The 16,786-nt window shown below is 71.4% G+C and carries 14 protein-coding genes; 9 read left to right on the top strand and 5 right to left on the bottom strand.

What is annotated here, in order from left to right:
* Position 1 precedes the first annotated feature (1 nt).
* Together ACFV6V_RS05215 and rsmH are read right to left on the bottom strand one after the other, a co-directional pair.
* A complete protein-coding gene (locus ACFV6V_RS05215) occupies positions 2-649 on the bottom strand; it encodes a septum formation initiator family protein (RefSeq protein WP_385559369.1) in 648 nt (215 codons plus the stop codon).
* 78 nt (positions 650-727) lie between these two features.
* Positions 728-1,702, bottom strand: a complete 975-nt coding sequence (gene rsmH, locus ACFV6V_RS05210; protein WP_385559308.1) for a 16S rRNA (cytosine(1402)-N(4))-methyltransferase RsmH — start codon at positions 1,700-1,702, stop codon at positions 728-730.
* Between the two features lie 380 nt (positions 1,703-2,082).
* Between rsmH and ACFV6V_RS05205 the strand changes: the two genes are divergently transcribed.
* The 4 genes from ACFV6V_RS05205 (at position 2,083) to ACFV6V_RS05190 (ending at position 7,860) form a co-directional block, all read left to right on the top strand.
* Positions 2,083-2,625: a beta-class carbonic anhydrase gene (locus ACFV6V_RS05205; protein ID WP_385559305.1), complete on the top strand. Its 543-nt coding sequence runs from the start codon at positions 2,083-2,085 to the stop codon at positions 2,623-2,625.
* A gap of 206 nt (positions 2,626-2,831) precedes the next feature.
* The gene (locus ACFV6V_RS05200) at positions 2,832-3,884 is read left to right on the top strand and encodes an AAA family ATPase (RefSeq protein ID WP_385559302.1); all 1,053 of its coding nucleotides are present in this window, start codon (positions 2,832-2,834) and stop codon (positions 3,882-3,884) included.
* A complete protein-coding gene (locus tag ACFV6V_RS05195) occupies positions 3,884-5,302 on the top strand; it encodes a DUF58 domain-containing protein (protein WP_385559300.1) in 1,419 nt (472 codons plus the stop codon). Before ACFV6V_RS05200 ends, ACFV6V_RS05195 begins: the two co-directional genes overlap by 1 nt.
* The gene (locus ACFV6V_RS05190; RefSeq protein WP_385559298.1) at positions 5,299-7,860 is read left to right on the top strand and encodes a DUF3488 and DUF4129 domain-containing transglutaminase family protein; all 2,562 of its coding nucleotides are present in this window, start codon (positions 5,299-5,301) and stop codon (positions 7,858-7,860) included. Before ACFV6V_RS05195 ends, ACFV6V_RS05190 begins: the two co-directional genes overlap by 4 nt.
* Positions 7,861-8,271: 411 nt before the next feature.
* Here the strand turns inward: ACFV6V_RS05190 and ACFV6V_RS05185 are convergent, their stop codons facing one another.
* The 3 genes from ACFV6V_RS05185 to ACFV6V_RS05175 form a co-directional block, all read right to left on the bottom strand.
* Positions 8,272-8,661 carry a DUF3040 domain-containing protein gene (locus tag ACFV6V_RS05185; protein WP_338676176.1) on the bottom strand — a complete coding sequence of 130 codons (390 nt, stop codon included), beginning with the start codon at positions 8,659-8,661 and terminating at the stop codon, positions 8,272-8,274.
* A gap of 271 nt (positions 8,662-8,932) precedes the next feature.
* The gene (locus ACFV6V_RS05180) at positions 8,933-9,721 is read right to left on the bottom strand and encodes a methyltransferase (protein WP_385559294.1); all 789 of its coding nucleotides are present in this window, start codon (positions 9,719-9,721) and stop codon (positions 8,933-8,935) included.
* A 169-nt stretch (positions 9,722-9,890) separates the two neighbouring features.
* Positions 9,891-10,547: an SAV_6107 family HEPN domain-containing protein gene (locus tag ACFV6V_RS05175; RefSeq protein WP_385559291.1), complete on the bottom strand. Its 657-nt coding sequence runs from the start codon at positions 10,545-10,547 to the stop codon at positions 9,891-9,893.
* Between the two features lie 162 nt (positions 10,548-10,709).
* Here ACFV6V_RS05175 and ACFV6V_RS05170 point away from each other — a divergent pair, with 162 nt between their 5' ends.
* The 5 genes from ACFV6V_RS05170 (at position 10,710) to ACFV6V_RS05150 (ending at position 16,396) form a co-directional block, all read left to right on the top strand.
* Positions 10,710-11,537: a PP2C family protein-serine/threonine phosphatase gene (locus ACFV6V_RS05170; protein ID WP_385559289.1), complete on the top strand. Its 828-nt coding sequence runs from the start codon at positions 10,710-10,712 to the stop codon at positions 11,535-11,537.
* A gap of 51 nt (positions 11,538-11,588) precedes the next feature.
* Positions 11,589-12,581 (top strand): MASE1 domain-containing protein, encoded by a 993-nt coding sequence (locus tag ACFV6V_RS05165; RefSeq protein WP_385559286.1) that lies wholly within the window; start codon positions 11,589-11,591, stop codon positions 12,579-12,581.
* A 90-nt stretch (positions 12,582-12,671) separates the two neighbouring features.
* Positions 12,672-13,700 carry an ATP-binding cassette domain-containing protein gene (locus ACFV6V_RS05160; RefSeq protein ID WP_385559283.1) on the top strand — a complete coding sequence of 343 codons (1,029 nt, stop codon included), beginning with the start codon at positions 12,672-12,674 and terminating at the stop codon, positions 13,698-13,700.
* Positions 13,672-15,759 (top strand): YhgE/Pip family protein, encoded by a 2,088-nt coding sequence (locus ACFV6V_RS05155; RefSeq protein ID WP_385559281.1) that lies wholly within the window; start codon positions 13,672-13,674, stop codon positions 15,757-15,759. The genes ACFV6V_RS05160 and ACFV6V_RS05155 overlap by 29 nt, the downstream gene beginning before the upstream one ends.
* A gap of 28 nt (positions 15,760-15,787) precedes the next feature.
* Complete coding sequence (locus ACFV6V_RS05150; protein ID WP_385559278.1) at positions 15,788-16,396, top strand: TetR/AcrR family transcriptional regulator; 609 nt, start codon at positions 15,788-15,790, stop codon at positions 16,394-16,396.
* Positions 16,397-16,786: the final 390 nt, after the last annotated feature.

The raw sequence follows: 16,786 nt of genomic DNA, 5'->3' as shown, positions 1-16,786 counted from the left end.
GTCACCTGCCGGAGTTCGTGGACGGCTGCTGCGGTGTCTGGGAGGCTGCGGGCTTCGCGGGGGCCACGGGCCGCACAGGGGTCGCGGGCAGTGCCGGATTCGCGGGCTCCGCTCGGCCGGCGGGCGCGGCAGGGCTCGCGGATGGTGCGGGGTTCGCGGACGCGGGGGGAGAACCGGGCGCGGCAGATGCGCCCGCAGACGGGGCAGGGGGTGCTGCGGAGGAAGCGGGGGACGCGGCGCCGGGCGTCGCGGCGGGGGTCTCCGGGGCCGCGTACGGCTCGGCCGTGGCCTTCCTCGGCACTCCCCTGACCTTGCCGTCCGGGTCCAGGAACGCGGGGTTGCCACCGGGCACCATGCCGAGCTCTCGGGCCCGTCGCTGGAGCGCGTCGGGGGCCGAGCGGCTGTCCACGTCCCGCTGGAGGGCCTGTTCGTCGTCGGTGGACTCGGTGGTCTTCCTCCTCAGTTCGCTCAGTTCGAACGACCCCTCGTTGAGGGAGGAGTTGAGCAGCAGCAGGCTGATGAGGCCACCGCCCAGGAGGACGACCACAAGCAGGACGAACGGCGTACGGGCGGCGGTGCTGGGGCCGGACGGCATCAGCCCGGCCAGCCGGGCGGCCCGTCCCCTGAGCTGACCGGCGGCCTTCTTCACCACGTACCCTCCCTCACCCGGCCGCCGGCACCGGACGGCTCGTCCCCGGGACTGCCGTCGCAGGTGCCGCGGCGGCTGTCACTGTGCGTCCTCGCGGATCCGCTGCGCGCCACGCAGCCGGGCGGGCGCCGCGCGGCGGTTCTCGGCGACCTCCTCCTCGGTGGGGAGTTCGGCGCCACGGGTCAGCAGCTTCAGCCGGGGCTGGTAGCGCTCGGGCACCACGGGCAGCCCGGGCGGGGCCGTACTGGCCGCGCCCGCCGCGAAGACCTGCTTGACCAGCCGGTCCTCCAGCGAGTGGTAGGAGAGCACGGCGATCCGGCCACCGACCGCGAGGGCCCGCACCGCGGCGGGGATCGCCCGCTCCAGGACCGACAGCTCGCCGTTGACCTCGATCCGCAGCGCCTGGAAGGTGCGCTTCGCCGGATTGCCACCGGTGCGCTTGGCGGCCTGCGGCAGGGCGTCGCGGATCAGCTCGACAAGCCTGGCGCTGTGGCTGAACGGCTCCTTCTCGCGCTCGCGCACGACCGCCGCCACAATCCGCTTCGCCTGCTTCTCCTCGCCGTAGGTGCGCAGGATCCGCACCAGCTCACCGGGCGGGTAGGTGTTGAGCACCTCCGCCGCGCTGACGCCGGTCGTCTGGTCCATACGCATGTCGAGCGGGGCGTCCTGGGCGTAGGCGAAACCGCGGTCGGCCTCGTCGAGCTGCATGGAGGAGACACCCAGGTCGAAGAGGACGCCCTGGACCCGGGGGGTGCCGAGCCGGTCGAGCACCTCGGGCAGCTCGTCGTAGACGGCGTGCACCAGCGTGGCGCGCTCCCCGAAGGGGGCGAGCCGCTCGCCGGACAGCCGCAGCGCCTCCTTGTCGCGGTCGAGCGCGACCAGGCGGGCTTCGGGGAAACGGGTGAGCAGCGCTTCGCTGTGGCCGCCGAGCCCAAGGGTGCAGTCCACGACGACGGGAGCCTGTGCCTCGTCCCCGGAAGGTGCCGGCTCCAGGGCGGGTGCCAGCAGGTCCAGGCACCGCTGGAGCATCACCGGGACGTGTCGCTGGCTCAATGCGCCCTCTCAGGTCCGACGCGTTCGGATGCCGGGGCGCCGGGGGCGTACGTATGCCGTTCGCATGCCGTTGCCGGTGCCACGCCGCACACGCGGGAAAATCATGGAAATGTGCAGGATGCGTCCACGCCCGTGGCCATGGCCGCGGGCCGGACACTCCGCGTCACTTTAGTCCACTGGACGGGCCGGTCAATCAACCGGCTGGCGCGTCGCACAGCCGGTCGGACGGGCCGTCCATGATCGGAGCGCTTCACTCGTACGGGCTCGGCGGGCTCCCACCTGTGGGTTACCTCACAGCACGGTTCATTGACGCTCTTTGTCGCTCTTCGTCCAGCTCTCATGGCGGGCCCGGAGAAGCTGCGGCCAGTACCGTCATAGCCATGTCGACCTCTGCGCACCCACCCGCCGAAGCCGCTGTCGAGAGCGGCACCGTCACCGACCAGCTCGTCGCGGCGAACGAGCGGTACGCCTCGGGGTTCAGCGACCCCGGTATGGACGCACGTCCCGTGCTGGGCGTGGCGGTGGTGGCCTGCATGGACGCACGCCTCGACCTGCACAAGGCCCTCGGCCTGAAGCTCGGCGACTGCCACACCATCCGCAACGCCGGCGGCGTGGTCACGGACGATGTGATCCGCTCACTCACCATCAGCCAGCGTGCCCTCGGCACCCGCAGCGTGATACTCATCCACCACACCAACTGCGGCCTGGAGAAGCTGACCGAGGACTTCCGGCACGAGCTGGAGGACGAGGTCGGGCAGCGGCCGTCCTGGGCGGTGGAGGCGTTCCGCGATGTCGACCAGGATGTACGGCAGTCCATGCAGCGGGTGCGCACATCGCCGTTCCTCCTGCACAAGGACAACGTGCGGGGATTCGTCTTCGACGTCACGAGCGGACTGCTGAGGGAGATCGACCCGGCTGAATGAACCGGCGGCGCGGACCGTAGTACGTCATACGCGGCGAGTACGGCGTGCGTCCCAGTTATCCACAGGCGAGTGACACGAAGCGGCAGCGGCAACAAGAATGCGGGAGTGACACCACGGCGGCGGCTGCCGGGTGTGGTGTCCGTGTTTCGGGGTGGGCCGTGCCGTTCGCAGCGCATCGGCCCATGGAAAGGGCCGAGGAGGGCCGGGTGACGACCTATGACGATCGAGCGAGCCTCACAGATCTGACCGCAACGGCGGAGCGTGTCAGCAGGTCGGTCGAGGGTGTGATCGAGGGCAAGCCTGAGGTCGTACGGCTTTCGCTGACCGTGCTGCTCGCCGAGGGGCATCTGCTCATCGAGGATGTGCCGGGCGTGGGCAAGACCATGCTGGCGAAGACGCTGGCGCGGTCCATCGACTGTTCGGTGCGGCGTATCCAGTTCACGCCGGACCTGCTGCCGTCGGACATCACAGGTGTGTCGATCTACGACCAGCAGCGGCGGGACTTCGAGTTCAAGCCCGGGGCGATCTTCGCGCAGATCGTGATCGGCGACGAGATCAACCGCGCGTCGCCGAAGACCCAGTCGGCGCTGCTGGAGTCCATGGAGGAGCGACAGGTCACCATCGACGGGCAGACGTATGAACTGCCCAGCCCGTTCATGGTGGTGGCCACGCAGAACCCGGTGGAGATGGAGGGCACCTATCCGCTGCCCGAGGCGCAGCGGGACCGCTTCATGGCGCGGGTGTCGATGGGGTATCCGACCCCCGAGGCCGAGCTTCAGATGCTGGACGTGCACGGCGGGGAGTCGCCGCTCGACGACCTCCAGCCGGTAGCCCACGCCCACGACATCGTGAAGCTGATCGACGCGGTGCGCACGGTCCATGTCGCCGAGTCGGTGCGGCGCTACGCGGTGGAGCTGGTCGCCGCGACCCGCACCCACCCCGACCTCAGACTCGGTGCGTCGCCGCGTGCCACGCTGCATCTGCTGCGGGCGGCGAAGGCTTCCGCGGCGCTGTCCGGCCGGGACTACGTGCTGCCGGACGATGTGCAGTCGCTCGCCGTGCCCGTGCTGGCGCACCGGCTGCTGGCGACCGCCCAGGCGCAGCTCAACCGCCGTACGTCCGAGCAGGTCGTCCTGGAGATCCTGGCCCGGATTCCGGTGCCCACCTCGGGCAACGACAGCGGCTACGGCGGCGTGACGCGGCCTTCGCCGTCCGGCGGGCTCTACGGCCACCAGCAGCCCGGGGCCCGGCGGCTGTGATGGTGTCGGGGAGCCCTGCGGCCACCGGTGGCCCTTCCCCGGAGGGTGAGGACAAGAGCGGTCTGCGGGCGGCTCTCGGCGGGCTGACCACACGCGGCCGGTCCTTCCTCGCGGCCGGTATCGCCGCCGCGGTCTGCGCGTATGTGCTGGGACAGAGCGATCTGCTCCGGGTCGGGCTGCTGCTCGCGGTGCTTCCGCTGATCTGCACCGCCGTGCTGTACCGCACGCGCTACCGGGTCGCGGCGACCCGCAGGCTGTCCCCTCCGCGGGTGCCGGCCGGGTCGGAGGCGCGGGTGCATCTGCGGATGGACAATGTGTCGCGGATGCCCACCGGCCTGCTGATGCTCCAGGACCATGTGCCGTACGTGCTTGGCCCGCGGCCGCGGTTCGTGCTGGACCGGGTGGAGCCCGGCGGGCGTCGCGAGGTGTCCTACCGGGTCCGTTCCGATCTGCGGGGGCGCTATCCGCTGGGGCCGTTGCAGCTCCGGCTGAGCGATCCGTTCGGGATGTGCGAGCTGACCCGCTCGTTCAGCGCCTCCGACCTGCTCACGGTGATACCGCGGACCGAGCCGCTGCCGCCGGTGCGGCTGGCGGGCGAGGCCGCCGGGCACGGGGACGGACGGCAGCGGTCGCTGGCTCTCGCGGGCGACGACGACATCATTCCGCGTGCGTACCGGCACGGCGACGACCTCCGCCGGGTGCACTGGCGTTCCACGGCGCGCTACGGCGAGCTGATGGTCCGCCGTGAGGAGCAGCCCCAGCGGACCAGGTGCACGGTGCTGCTGGACACACGTGGCCTCGCCTACCAGGGCGCGGGTCCTGACTCGGCCTTCGAGTGGGCGGTCTCGGCGACGGCGTCGGTGCTGGTGCACATGCTGGAACGGGGCTTCGCGGTGCGGCTGCTGACCGACACCGGGAGTTCGGTGCCCGGTGCGGGCTCCGAGGGATACGCCGGGGGCACGCAGAACTCCGCGGACTCAGCGGGGCTGATGCTGGACACCCTCGCGGTCGTGGACCATTCGGACGGTGCGGGTCTGTCCCGGGCGTACGACGTGCTACGGGGTGGGAACGAAGGCCTGCTGGTCGCCTTCTTCGGGGATCTCGACGAGGAACAGGCGGCGATCGCCGCCCGGATGCGGCAGCGCTGCGCCGCCGCGGTGGCGTTCGTCCTGGACAGCGGCACCTGGCTGACCAGCGGCGCGGTGCCGGGTGCGGTGGAGGAGCGGCTGCGCGGGCTGCGTGAGTCGGGTTGGACCACGGTGGCCGTGCCGGCCGGTGCTGCGCTGCCCGAGCTGTGGCGTCTTGCGGCCGGAGAGCGGCCGGAATCGGATTCCGCGGCTGCTCCGGCTGGTTCGCCGGCCGACTCGTCCCGCAGTGCGAGCGTGAGTGCGAGCGGCTTTTCGGGGGGACGGTCATGAGCGGTCGCACGAGACTGGCCCTGTGCGCCTACGCCGCCACGGTGATGGCGTCGGGCGCCCTGATGCCACTGGTCGATCCGGCGACCTGGATCGTGCTGGCGGCGCTTCTGGTGGCCGTGCAGAGCGGGGTCGGCGCACTGACCCGGCGGGTGCCGCTGGCCCGGCCACTGACGGTGGCCGTGCAGGCGGTCGCTGCGCTGCTGATGCTCACGCTGTGCTTCGCCCGGGAGCAGGCGGTGCTGGGACTGATCCCGGGGCCGGAAGCCTGGGTGCACTTCAGCGATCTGCTGTCGTCCGGCGTCCAGGACGTCGGACGCTACGCGGCGCCCGCACCGGCCACCGACGGGATCAGGCTGATGCTGGTCGGCGGGGTGCTGCTGATCGGTCTCCTGGTGGACGCGCTCGCGGTCACCTTCCGCAGTGCGGCCCCGGCCGGTCTGCCGCTGCTGGCGCTGTACTCGGTGGCCGCTGCGCTGTCCGGGGGTGATGCCAGCTGGCTGTGGTTCCTCCTGGCGGCGGTGGGCTATCTGCTGCTGCTGCTCGCGGAGGGCAGGGACCGTTTGTCGCAGTGGGGCCGGGTCTTCGGCGGTGCGCCGGGAGCATCGGGCGCCGGGACGGGGGGCTTCGAGCTGGGCGGCGGCGGGCCGCAGGCGCCAGTGCGCACCGGCCGCAGGATCGGCGCGCTCGCGCTCGGCGTCGCGCTGGCCGTCCCGGTCGTACTGCCCTCCCTGAACGGCGGACTGCTGGGAGGCGCGGGCAACGGGCCCGGTGCGGGCGGTGGGCGCGGCGGCACGATCAACGCCGTCAACCCGGTGGTGACTCTGCAGGACACACTCAACCAGCCCGGGCTGAGCGAGTGGCTGAAGTACAAGACCAACGCGGGAGACACCAACGGGATGTATCTGCGGCTGCTCGCGCTGAACCAGTTCGACGGGGACTCCTGGAAGTTCTCCCAGCGTTCGGTGACCGACATCCCCGGCGAGTTGCCCAGACCCGAGGGGCTCAGCGACTCCGTCGCCACGACGGAGGTCCGTACGAACATCTCCGTCGCCGGTTCCTACCAGCAGGGCTGGCTGCCGATGCCGTATCCCGCGACGAAGGTGGAGGTCGGCGGGAAGTGGCGGTTCGACCCGGCGCGCCGGACGATCATCGGCGACCACGGTCAGACCACGAGCGGACTTCAGTACAAGGTCACCAGCCTCCAGGTGAAGCCGACCCGTGAACAGCTCGCCGACGCGCCCAGGCCCCCCTCGGAGCTGCTGAAGGAATACACCCAGGTGCCAGCGCAGCTCCCCGCCGATGTGCGGGAGACCGCGGTGCAGGTGACCAAGGGCGCCACGAGCGACTACGAGCGGGCGGTGAAGCTCCAGGACTGGTTCGCGTCGAAGGGCGGCTTCACCTATTCGACCCGGGTGCAGTCGGGCGGAGGCGCGGAGGGCATCTCGCGGTTCCTGAAGAGCAAGGAGGGATTCTGCGTCCACTTCTCCTTCTCGATGGCCGCGATGGCTCGGACGCTGGGCATACCGGCACGGGTCGCGGTGGGCTTCACTCCTGGTTCGCCGGTGGCGGGCGGGGCCGCATCGGTCACCAACCGCGATGCCCATGCCTGGCCCGAGCTCTACTTCGAGGGCGCCGGGTGGACTCGGTTCGAGCCCACTCCTACGCGGGGCAGCGCTCCTGACTACGCCAGGGCGCAGGCGCCGTCCGACACGCCCAGCGCTCCGGCGCAGCCCGAAGCGAGCAGCTCGGCGGCGGCGTCGACCGCTCCGTCCAGCTCGTCGAGCTGCGCGGCCGGGGATCTGCGACTCGGGGACTGCGGGGCCGCGGCGCCACAGGACACAGCGGGGGCCGCGGACCAGGGTCCGTCGCTGCAAGCGGTCCTGGGGTGGGGGCTCGCCGGGGTCGCGATCGTGCTTGTGCCGCTGTTGCCGATGCTGTGGCGGCTGAGGGTGCGGGCGCGCCGGCTCGGCTCGGACCGACATGTCCGCACGGGAGGGAAGCCCGGTGGACGGGCCCCGGGTGCTTCGGATGAGCCACTCGTGGAGCCGGACGCGAGATCGACGGCCGAGCAGGACGGTCCCGGCGATACGGAGGATGCCTCCGCGCGCGTGCTGGCCGCCTGGCGGGAGATCTGCGACTCGGCCTGGGACCACGGCATCCCCCCGGACGATTCACAGACGCCGCGTAAGACGGCGGCGCGGATCGTACGGCTCGGGCAGCTCGACAACAGCACGGTCGGCGGTGCCGACACCACCGACGGTGCCACCGACGCCGTTCACCGGGTGGCCAGGGCCGTGGAGCAGGTGCTGTATGCACCGACCCCGGGTCCGGCGACCGGGCTGGTGGAGGATGTGCGGCGAGTCCGCTCGGGGCTGTCCGCCCGGTCGAGCCGGGTCGGGCGCCTTCGCGCCCTGCTGCTGCCGCGCTCGTCCGCGCGGGTCATGTGGGCGTTGTCCGGCCGGTGGTCCGCGGCCGCGGACCGGTGGGCAGCCACCCGTGACCGTGTCCTGTCCCCGGCCACGGACCGCCTCCGCCGCCTCGCACGCCAGCGCGGCTAGGCCCTGTCCGGGCGATCTTTGAGGATCAGCCCCGCGGCATCAGATGCATGGGGTCTCCCCAGGCCCCCGGGGCCGAGGGGGTGGGGTCTCCCCAGGCCCCCCGGGGCCGAGGGGGTGGGGTCTCCCCAGGCCCCCCGGGGCCGAGGGGGTGGGGTCTCCCCAGGCCCCCCGGGGCCGAGGGGACGTTGCAATGGTCGGACTCCCCCGCCGAAGGCCGCCCAGCAGCACACTGTCCGGGCCGGCGCAGTGTCTGCTGCGCCGTAGGAGTGGCGCACTGCGCCGAACGGGTGAGGGGTGACCGCTGAAACGCGGTCACCCCTCGGTCGTATGTGGTTTTCCGTAGCCGGTTTTCCGGTCGGGACGCCGTGGGCGGCGTCCGGGGCGGCGACGATCAGGAATTGACGGGAGGCCTCAGTGGCCCTGCTCATCGCGGCGGCGCTGCCACCGCTGCTCGATCCGGTCCATCACGGACCGGCGCTGCCTGGGCTGCCGACGCGCCTGCTGCGCCCCGGGGCCCTGCTCGCCCGGCTTCGGCGCCTTGCGCCAGCCGGTGACTGCGAGGACCGCACAACCGAGCATGACGAGAAAGCCCACCACACTGATCCAGATCACTGTGGTGACCATTCCGGCCATGAGGAGCGCGATACCCACCAGGAAGCCGGCGATCGCCTGGTAGACCCGTCGCCGGGTGTACGTACGCAGCCCGCTTCCCTCGAGCGCTGTCGCGAACTTGGGATCTTCGGCGTACAGCGCTCGCTCCATCTGCTCGAGCATTCTCTGCTCGTGCTCTGAGAGCGGCACGGAGTCCTCCTAGTCGTCGGTCGCTGGGGCGACCGGTAAACGGCCCTTTCAGGATAGGCAGGGAATCACCCCCGTGAAACCCGCCCAGTGCCCAATTCGCTGCTATAGGGCCGTCATGGCGGCCCGACTGCTGAAGCGTTGATTCCCCAGCCGCCGATCCGTCATGCCGGACGATGTCCCCCGATCATACGGGGCCGACGCCCCGAAAGGGGGATGAGTGACGTACTCCGTCTGCGGCTGCCGTGCTGATCAGCGGGGGCGGAGCCCCGTCTCAGCCGTGCTTCTCGCCCAAGACGTGGAGCTGAGTGGCGACCGCGTGGAAGGCGGGCAGCTCGGCCGCGGCCTCCTCCAGCTTCAGCAGGGCCTCGAGGGCCCCGGGCTCGGTGTCCACGAGAACACCGGGCACCAGGTCGGCGAAGACCCGCACTCCGTGCACGGCGCCGACCTTCATTCCGGCCGCCGCGACCAGGTCGGCGAGCTGCTCGGCGGTGAAGCGGCGTGGCACGGGATCGCCCTCGCCCCAGCGGCCGGCCGGGTCGGCGAGGGCGTGCCGGGCCTCGGTGAAGTGTCCGGCCAGCGCCCTGGCGAGGACGGCTCCGCCGAGGCCGGCGGCGAGCAGACTGAGCGAGCCGCCCGGGCGCAGGGCCTCCGCCGTGTTGCGCACGCCCTCCGCGGGGTCGTCGACGTACTCCAGCACACCGTGGCAGAGCACGATGTCGAAGCCACCGCGGTCGACCACGTCGAACAGGCCGTGGACATCGCCCTGGACTCCGCGCACCCGGTCGGCGACACCGGCTTCGGCGGCCCGGCGCTCCAGCGCGAACAGGGCGTTCGGGCTGGGGTCGACCACCGTGACCCGGTGACCGAGGAGAGCGGCGGGCACCGCGAAGTTGCCGGAGCCGCCGCCGGTGTCCAGGACGTCCAGCGCGCCTCTCCCGCTCTCCCTGGTGCGGCGGTCGAGGGCGTCCTTGACGACATCCCAGACCACGGCGGTACGGAGGGAGGCCCGGGAGGGGCTGCCCTCGGTGCGGGGCCGCTGGGGGCGCATCTGGTCCGGCACGGCAGTTGACTCCTCGGCGCGGTGCCGCCCCGCGGGGCGGGGCGTGTGACGTTGCAGGCAAGACCGGACCTGAGAACTCCCGCCTGGCTCGGCGGGCGGCGGCTTCTGGAACACGGCCTGGTTCTCATGCACGGCCTTCCCACCCTATTGCCTCAGCCCCGCCTCCCCGTCACCCCACGGCATTCCCCGTACCACCCCGGCCGGAAGGGCTCTTCGCCGCCACTGACCCGGGCGCCCCGGACCCGGTGGCTCCAGGCTCGGTGGCCCCGGACCCGGTGGCCTCAGGCCCGGTGGCCCCGGGCTCGGCCCTGGCGGCCGGCAGCACCGGCTGGAGCACGAGCATCCGTTCGACGAGCCGGAGGAACATGGCTGCGTCACGCAGCAGATCGTCTGCGTCGCGGGCGGTGGCGGCGCCCTGGATACCCGCCTCCGCACGCGCCCTGCGCGCCGCGCCGGAGGCGAAGAGCGCGCTCCACTCGGTGAGCTCCGGTGTTGTCTCCGGGAGCACCTCCCAGGCGGACCGTATCCGGGACCGGCGCCGCGCACTGGTCTCGGGACGGCCGCGGACGGCGAGCACGGCCGCCGCGGTGCGCAGGGCGGCGAGGTGGGCGGTGGCATAGCGTTCGTTGGGGGTGGGCAGTCCGGCGGCTTCTTCGAGACCGGCGCGGGCCTGGGCTAGCAGTTCGACAGCGGCCGGCGGCGCGGATGAGCGCCGCATGACCGGATGGATGTCGCTCGCCGGGCCTCCCAGCGAGGACCCGGGCAGTGAGGGGGCAGGGCCGTCTGTGCGGAGCCGCCGTGCGGCGGCGGCGTGGGAGCTGGCCATGACGAACCTCCTGTCGTCGTGTTACGGCATCGTGGCCGTATGTGTCCATGGTGGACGGCACCACTGACAATCGGCCTGACCTGCGCTTTCGCCTGTGGAGGTGAGGTATGGGGGCGGCAGCTAAGGTGAGTGGGGGACTCAGGTGGGACCTTCGGAGCGGTCATGCGGGGACATCACGCGCACCCGCCCGACGATGCGCAGCAGCTCCTGCTGACCCTCGGGCGCCTCGTCGACCAGGCCGTGGAGCGGATCAAGCTCCAGCGAGCCAGGGTCGAGCTGGCCATGGCGCTCCAGCGCCATATGCTCCCACCCGAGCTTCCGAAGCTCCCCGGTGTGCATATCGCGGCCCGCTACGCGCCCTCGCGGGACGGACTCGCCGTGGGGGGCGACTGGTACGACGCGTTCCTGATGCTGGACGGATCGCTCGGGCTCGCCATCGGGGACGTGCAGGGTCATGACGCCGAGGCCGTCGCGTTCATGGGCCAGGTCCGCACGAGCCTGCGGGCGCTCGCCGAGGCGACGAGCGATCCGAGTGAGGTGCTGAGCCGGACCAACGACCTGCTGATCTCCATGGGATTCGGCCTCTTCGCGACCTGCTGCTTCCTGCGTTTCGACCCGGTCAGCAGAGATCTCACGGTGTCCCGCGCCGGGCACGTCCCGATGGTGTGGGCCGCTGCCAGTGGCCATTCGGGTATCGCCCTGGACCGCGGCGGCCCCCCGCTCGGCATCGTCCCGGGAGAGCACTATCCGGTGACGCGCCGGCGGCTCATCGAGGCCGGAGTGCTCGTACTGATCACCGACGGCGTGGTGGAGGGCCCGGACTACCCGATGGAGGCCGGGCTGGCCGAGGTGGTCAAGCTGGTGCGCGCGGGTTTCGACGCCGACCCCGATGTGCTCGCCTCCGCCGTGATCAAGGTGGCGGAGCTGACCGGCCACCGTGACGACGCCGCCGTGCTGGTCGCCCGCTACGACGGCCCATGCGAGGGCTGAGCCGCCCGGGCCGTCCGACTCGCCGTGCCACGGGCGGCGGCGCAGACTGCTGTGGTGCACAAGGAGGAGGTCCGGGACCACGGGATCGCGGTGCTGTGGATTCTCGCTGTCGCCGCCGTCTACTACGGAGCCGCTCAACTGGGCCTCCTCCAGCAACTGGTGCGGGGGCAGGTCACTCCCCTGTGGCCGCCGACCGGGCTCGCCCTGGCCGCGCTGCTGCTGCTCGGGTTGCGTGTGTGGCCCGGTATCGCACTGGGGGCCTTCCTGACCAACGTGTCCATCGGCCCCACGCCCCTCGCCGTCCTGGTCATCGTCGCCGGGAACACCCTGGCTCCTGTGGTCGCCTACCTCCTGCTGCGCCGTGCGGGCTTCCGCTCCGAGCTCGACCGGCTGCGCGACGGGCTGCTCCTGGTGTTCCTCGGCGCGCTGACCGGGATGCTGATCAGCTCCACGGTGGGCAGCAGTGTGCTGATGCTCTCGGGGGCGGTGACCCCGGGCGCCTTCTGGTCCACGTGGTCGGTGTGGTGGACGGGGGACGCCATGGGCGTGCTGGTGGTCACGCCGTTCCTGCTGGTGCTGCGCAGACTGCGGTGGCCGGCGCGGGCCAGACCGGCCCGCTGGGTGGAGGCGGTGGCGCTGACGCTCTGCGCCATCGCGGCCACGGTGCTGGCGACGCAGTCCCGCAGCTCCTCGCTGCTGTTCCTGGTGTTCCCCGTGCTGATCTGGGCGGCGTTCAGATTCCAGCTGGCCGGCGCGGCGCCCTGCGCGCTCGGCGTCTCGACGCTGGCCATCCTCGCGGCGACGCGGCACGCCGGCCCGTTCGCGGATCAGGACCTGTTCGCCAGTATGGTCACGCTCCAGGCCTTCAACGGCTCCACCGCGCTGGTGGCCCTGCTGCTCGCGGCGGTCATCGCCGAGCGGAACGAGACCCATGAGGAGATCAAACGGGTCTGCAGGCGGCTGGAGGAGATGGTCGCGCACATCGAACCCGGTAGCCCGGGAAGCACAGGAAACCCTGGTAGTCCTGGTGACAGGAACGGGTGAACGGGCCCTGTCGGCAGTTGATTTGTCTCCGCGGTGATCCCGCGCTACTTTTTAGACTGACCAGTCAGTCCAAAAAGTTGGAGGGGGTCCGTGGAAACGCACGGGGCGGCCGTCACCGCCGAGAACTTCGGGCTCAAGGGCCCACGCGGCTGGGCCTTCCGGGGGATGGACATCAAGGCCGCGCCGGGATCGCTGATCGCGGTCGAAGGCTCGTCCGCCTCAGGCCGCACGTGTCTGCTTCTCGCCCTCACCGGCCGGATGAAACCGTCGGAGGGGCACGCCGAGATCGGCGGGCTGCGGCTGCCCGGCAAGATGGCCGCCGTACGCCAGGTCACCGCCCTGGGACCCGTCCAGGGTGTCAGTGAACTGGACCCCTCCCTCACCGTCGCCGAGCACCTCCGGGAGCGGGCGATGCTCGAGCGGCGGTACGAAGGCTCACTGCGGGCCCTGCTGCGACCTCGCCGCGAGCAGCGGGCAGCGGCCCTCAGCCGCGTCGAGGAGGCACTGAAGAGCGCGGGCCTCGATGTGGAGACCCTGCCGAAGGGGGACCGCACGTCCGTGCGGGACCTGGAGCGCCTGGAGGCCCTGCGCCTGTCGGTCGCGCTCGCGCTGATCGGGCGGCCCCGGCTGCTGGCTGTCGACGATGTCGACCTCAAGCTCTCCGAAGCGGACCGGGCCGAGGCCTGGGCGCTGCTGCGCGGCATCGCCGCGCAGGGCACGACGGTCCTCGCGGCGTGCAGCCAGGCGCCTGGTGACGCGGTGCTGATCCGTACGGAGACGAAGCCGGCCGGTGAGGCCCGCACGACCGCTGAGGGCGCCGGCACGGCCGACGGCGACACCGCTGCCACCAGCGCGGACGCCGACACGGAAACGACCGGAACCACCGGCACGACCGTAACCACCGAGACCACGGGGACCACGGGGACCACGGGGACCACGGGGACGACCGGGACCACGGGGACGACCGAGTCCACCAAAACGACCGAGTCCACCGAGACGGGCCATTCGACCGAGGCCGCCGAGGACACCAAGAACGCCGAGACCACCGACACCGTCGAGGGCACCGGGGACACCAAGGAGGGGGCTGACGATGCGCTCGCCGAAACTGGCCGCGCTTGAGCTGAAGCGGTTCGGCAGGGGGAAACTGCCGATGGCCGCGCTGGTATCGGTGCTTCTGCTGCCGCTGCTCTACGGCGCCCTTTACCTGGCGTCGTTCTGGGACCCCTACAGCCGTCTCGACCGGATACCCGTGGCACTCGTCAACGACGACAAGGGCGCCACCGTCTCGGGCAAGAAGCTCACCGCGGGTGACGAGATCACCGAAGGGCTGCTTGAGAGCAAGGTCTTCGAGTGGCACCAGGTGCGCGATTCCGAGGCCCGCAAGGGCGTGGAGGACGGAACGTACTACCTCTCGCTGACCATGCCGTCCGACTTCAGCGAGCGCATCGCCTCCAGCTCCGGTGACTCCCCGGAGACCGGCGCCCTGGAGGTGCGTACCAACGACGCGAACAACTACATCGTCGGCCAGATATCCCGGTCGGTCTTCTCCGAGGTGCGCAAGTCCGCGTCGCAGAACGCCTCCCGGTCCATCCTCGACAAGATCTTCATCTCCTTCTCCGACATCCATGACGCGACGGAGAAGGCCGCCAACGGCGCGGACAAGCTCAAGGGCGGCATCGGCCAGGCCAAGGAAGGCTCCAAGGACCTCGCCGACGGCCTCGAGAGCGCCAAGGACGGCAGCGGAAAGCTGAAGGGCGGCATCGGCCGCCTCAACGAGGGAGCGGGCGACCTGGAGAAGGGCGCCCGGGAGGTCGCGGGCGGCACGCAGAAGCTGGCCGACCAGGTCAACGGCATCTCCGACGCCATCCAGCCGTACTTCAAGGACAACGGCAAGGCGATCGGGGACACCGCGCGCCTTGCCGATGACACCGCCCGGGCGACGCAGCGGCACCTGGACGATCTCGTGAAGCGGGCTCCCGCGGCCGCCGCCGGATCGCGGAAGGCCGCGGACGCCCTGGCGGGGTACTACGAGGAGCGCTGCGAGGACGCGCTGCTGCCCGACAAGCGCCTGTGCGATGTCCTGGGGCACGCCAAGACGGACGCCGAGGATGTCGCCGAGATCGCCGCCGACGTCAATGAGCTCCTCAAGGACAACGACAGCGACCTGAAGACGCTGGACAAGCAGCTCGACACCTTGCAGACCCAGGCGAAGGACCTCGCCAAGCGCTCCCCGCACCTGGACGAGGACGTGGCGAAGGCCGTGCGCGACATCAACCGGCTCAACTCCGGGGCACAGCAGGTCGCCAAGGGCGCGGACCGGATCCACAGTGGTCTTGCCGGTGCGCAGACCGGCTCCGCCAAACTCGACACCGGGGTCGGCCGGCTGTGGACCGGTGCCCAGGACCTCGACGGCGGGATGTTCAAGCTGGTCGACGGCTCGACAGAGCTCGCCGGGGGACTCAGCGACGGTGTGGAGAAGATTCCCGACTACGACAAGACCGAGCGCGACCGCCGTACCGAGGTCATGTCCGACCCCGTCCAGCTCGCCTCCCAGTCACTGCACAAGGCGTCCAACTACGGCACCGGCTTCGCCCCGTACTTCATCCCGCTCTCCCTGTGGGTGGGTGCGATGGTCGCGTACATGCTGATCCAGCCGCTCAACCGCCGAGCGCTCGCCGCCGGATCCCCGGCCTGGCGCATCGCCCTCGCGGGCTGGCTCCCGGTCGCCGGGATCGGACTGCTCCAGGTCGGCGCCCTGATGTCCGTGCTCCACTGGGGGCTCGGTCTCGAAATGGCCCACGCGGCAGGCACGATCGGGTTCCTGGCGCTGACGGTGCTCTGCTTCGCCGCGATCATCCAGTGGCTCAACGCCCGCTTCGGCGCGGCGGGCCGGATCCTCGTACTCGCCCTGCTGATGCTCCAGCTCACCTCGGCCGGGGGCACCTACCCCGTGCAGACCAGCCCCGGCTTCTTCAACGCCGTCCACCCCTATCTGCCGATGACCTATGTCGTCGAGTCGCTGCGCCGGCTGATCACGGGCGGTGGGATCGGCTCCGTCTGGGGCGCGTGCGCCGTGCTGCTTGCCTTCACCATCGGGGCGCTGGCGCTCACCGCGCTCGCCGCGCGGAACAAGCAGGTGTGGACGTTCGACCGCCTCCATCCCGAGCTGAGCATGTGAGATCACCGAACCTGTGAGAATCAACGCCATGAACAGCAGCAGCACCCGGCGGCAGGCGACGCGCGCCAAGCTCTACGAAGCCGCCGTGACCCTCATCGCCGAACAGGGATTCTCCGCGACGACCGTCGACGAGATCGCCGAGCGGGCGGGGGTCGCCAAGGGCACGGTCTACTACAACTTCAAGAGCAAGACCGAGCTCTTCGAGGAGTTGCTGCGGTACGGGGTGGGCCTGCTCACCGCGTCCCTCCAGGCGGCGGAGGAGGAGACGGAGGAGCGGGGCGGCACCCGAGTCGAGGCCCTCGACGCGATGGTCAGGGCCGGCCTGGTCTTCATCGACCGCTACCCCGCTTTCACCCAGCTGTACGTCGCCGAGTTGTGGCGCACCAACCGCGCCTGGCAGTCGACGCTGATGGTGGTGCGTCAGCAGGCGGTGGCCGTGGTGGAGACCGTGCTGCGGGAGGGGGTCGAGCGCGGCGAGCTGAGCGAGGAGATCGATGTGCAGCTCACCGCCGCCGCGCTCGTCGGGATGGTGCTGGTGGCCGCGCTCGACTGGCAGGCGTTCCAGCCGGAGCGGTCGATCGACGATGTCCACGCGGCGCTGTCCCGGCTGCTGCACGGGCGGGTCAGCGGGCGCTGAGCCCGGCCCCCGGGCCGGCCTGGAGACAAGAGAAACCGGTCCCGCGAAGCTCGATCCCCCTGAGCTTCGCCGGACCGGCGTTTCCCCCGTGCTCCCCCGTGTTCCCCCCGTCCCCTGTCCCCCCTTCTCCCCCGTGGCATTGCCCGGGACCACGACCCCCGTTCCCCTGTTTCCCCCGGGTCCGGGCAACCCCCGTTCGGACCGGTACGCCGCGCCGTTCCGCCGCCCCGTGCCGGCGGTGCGGCGCCGCGCCCTTTCCATGGCCCCCACTCTTCCCTCCGCGCAGGTGGGACCCCATCCGCGCGCCTACTCATCTCGCGGCCTAGGTACGGATACTCAGAGCCCCGTGCTCATCCCCAGGCGGCTCCCCGGCACGGTCCGCTGTCAGCG

The organism is Streptomyces sp. NPDC059828, assembly GCF_042731955.1.
Taxonomy (GTDB): Bacteria; Actinomycetota; Actinomycetes; order Streptomycetales; family Streptomycetaceae; genus Streptomyces.
Note: the sequence above shows the minus strand (reverse complement) of the source record. Positions and strands in the feature narration are given on the sequence as shown.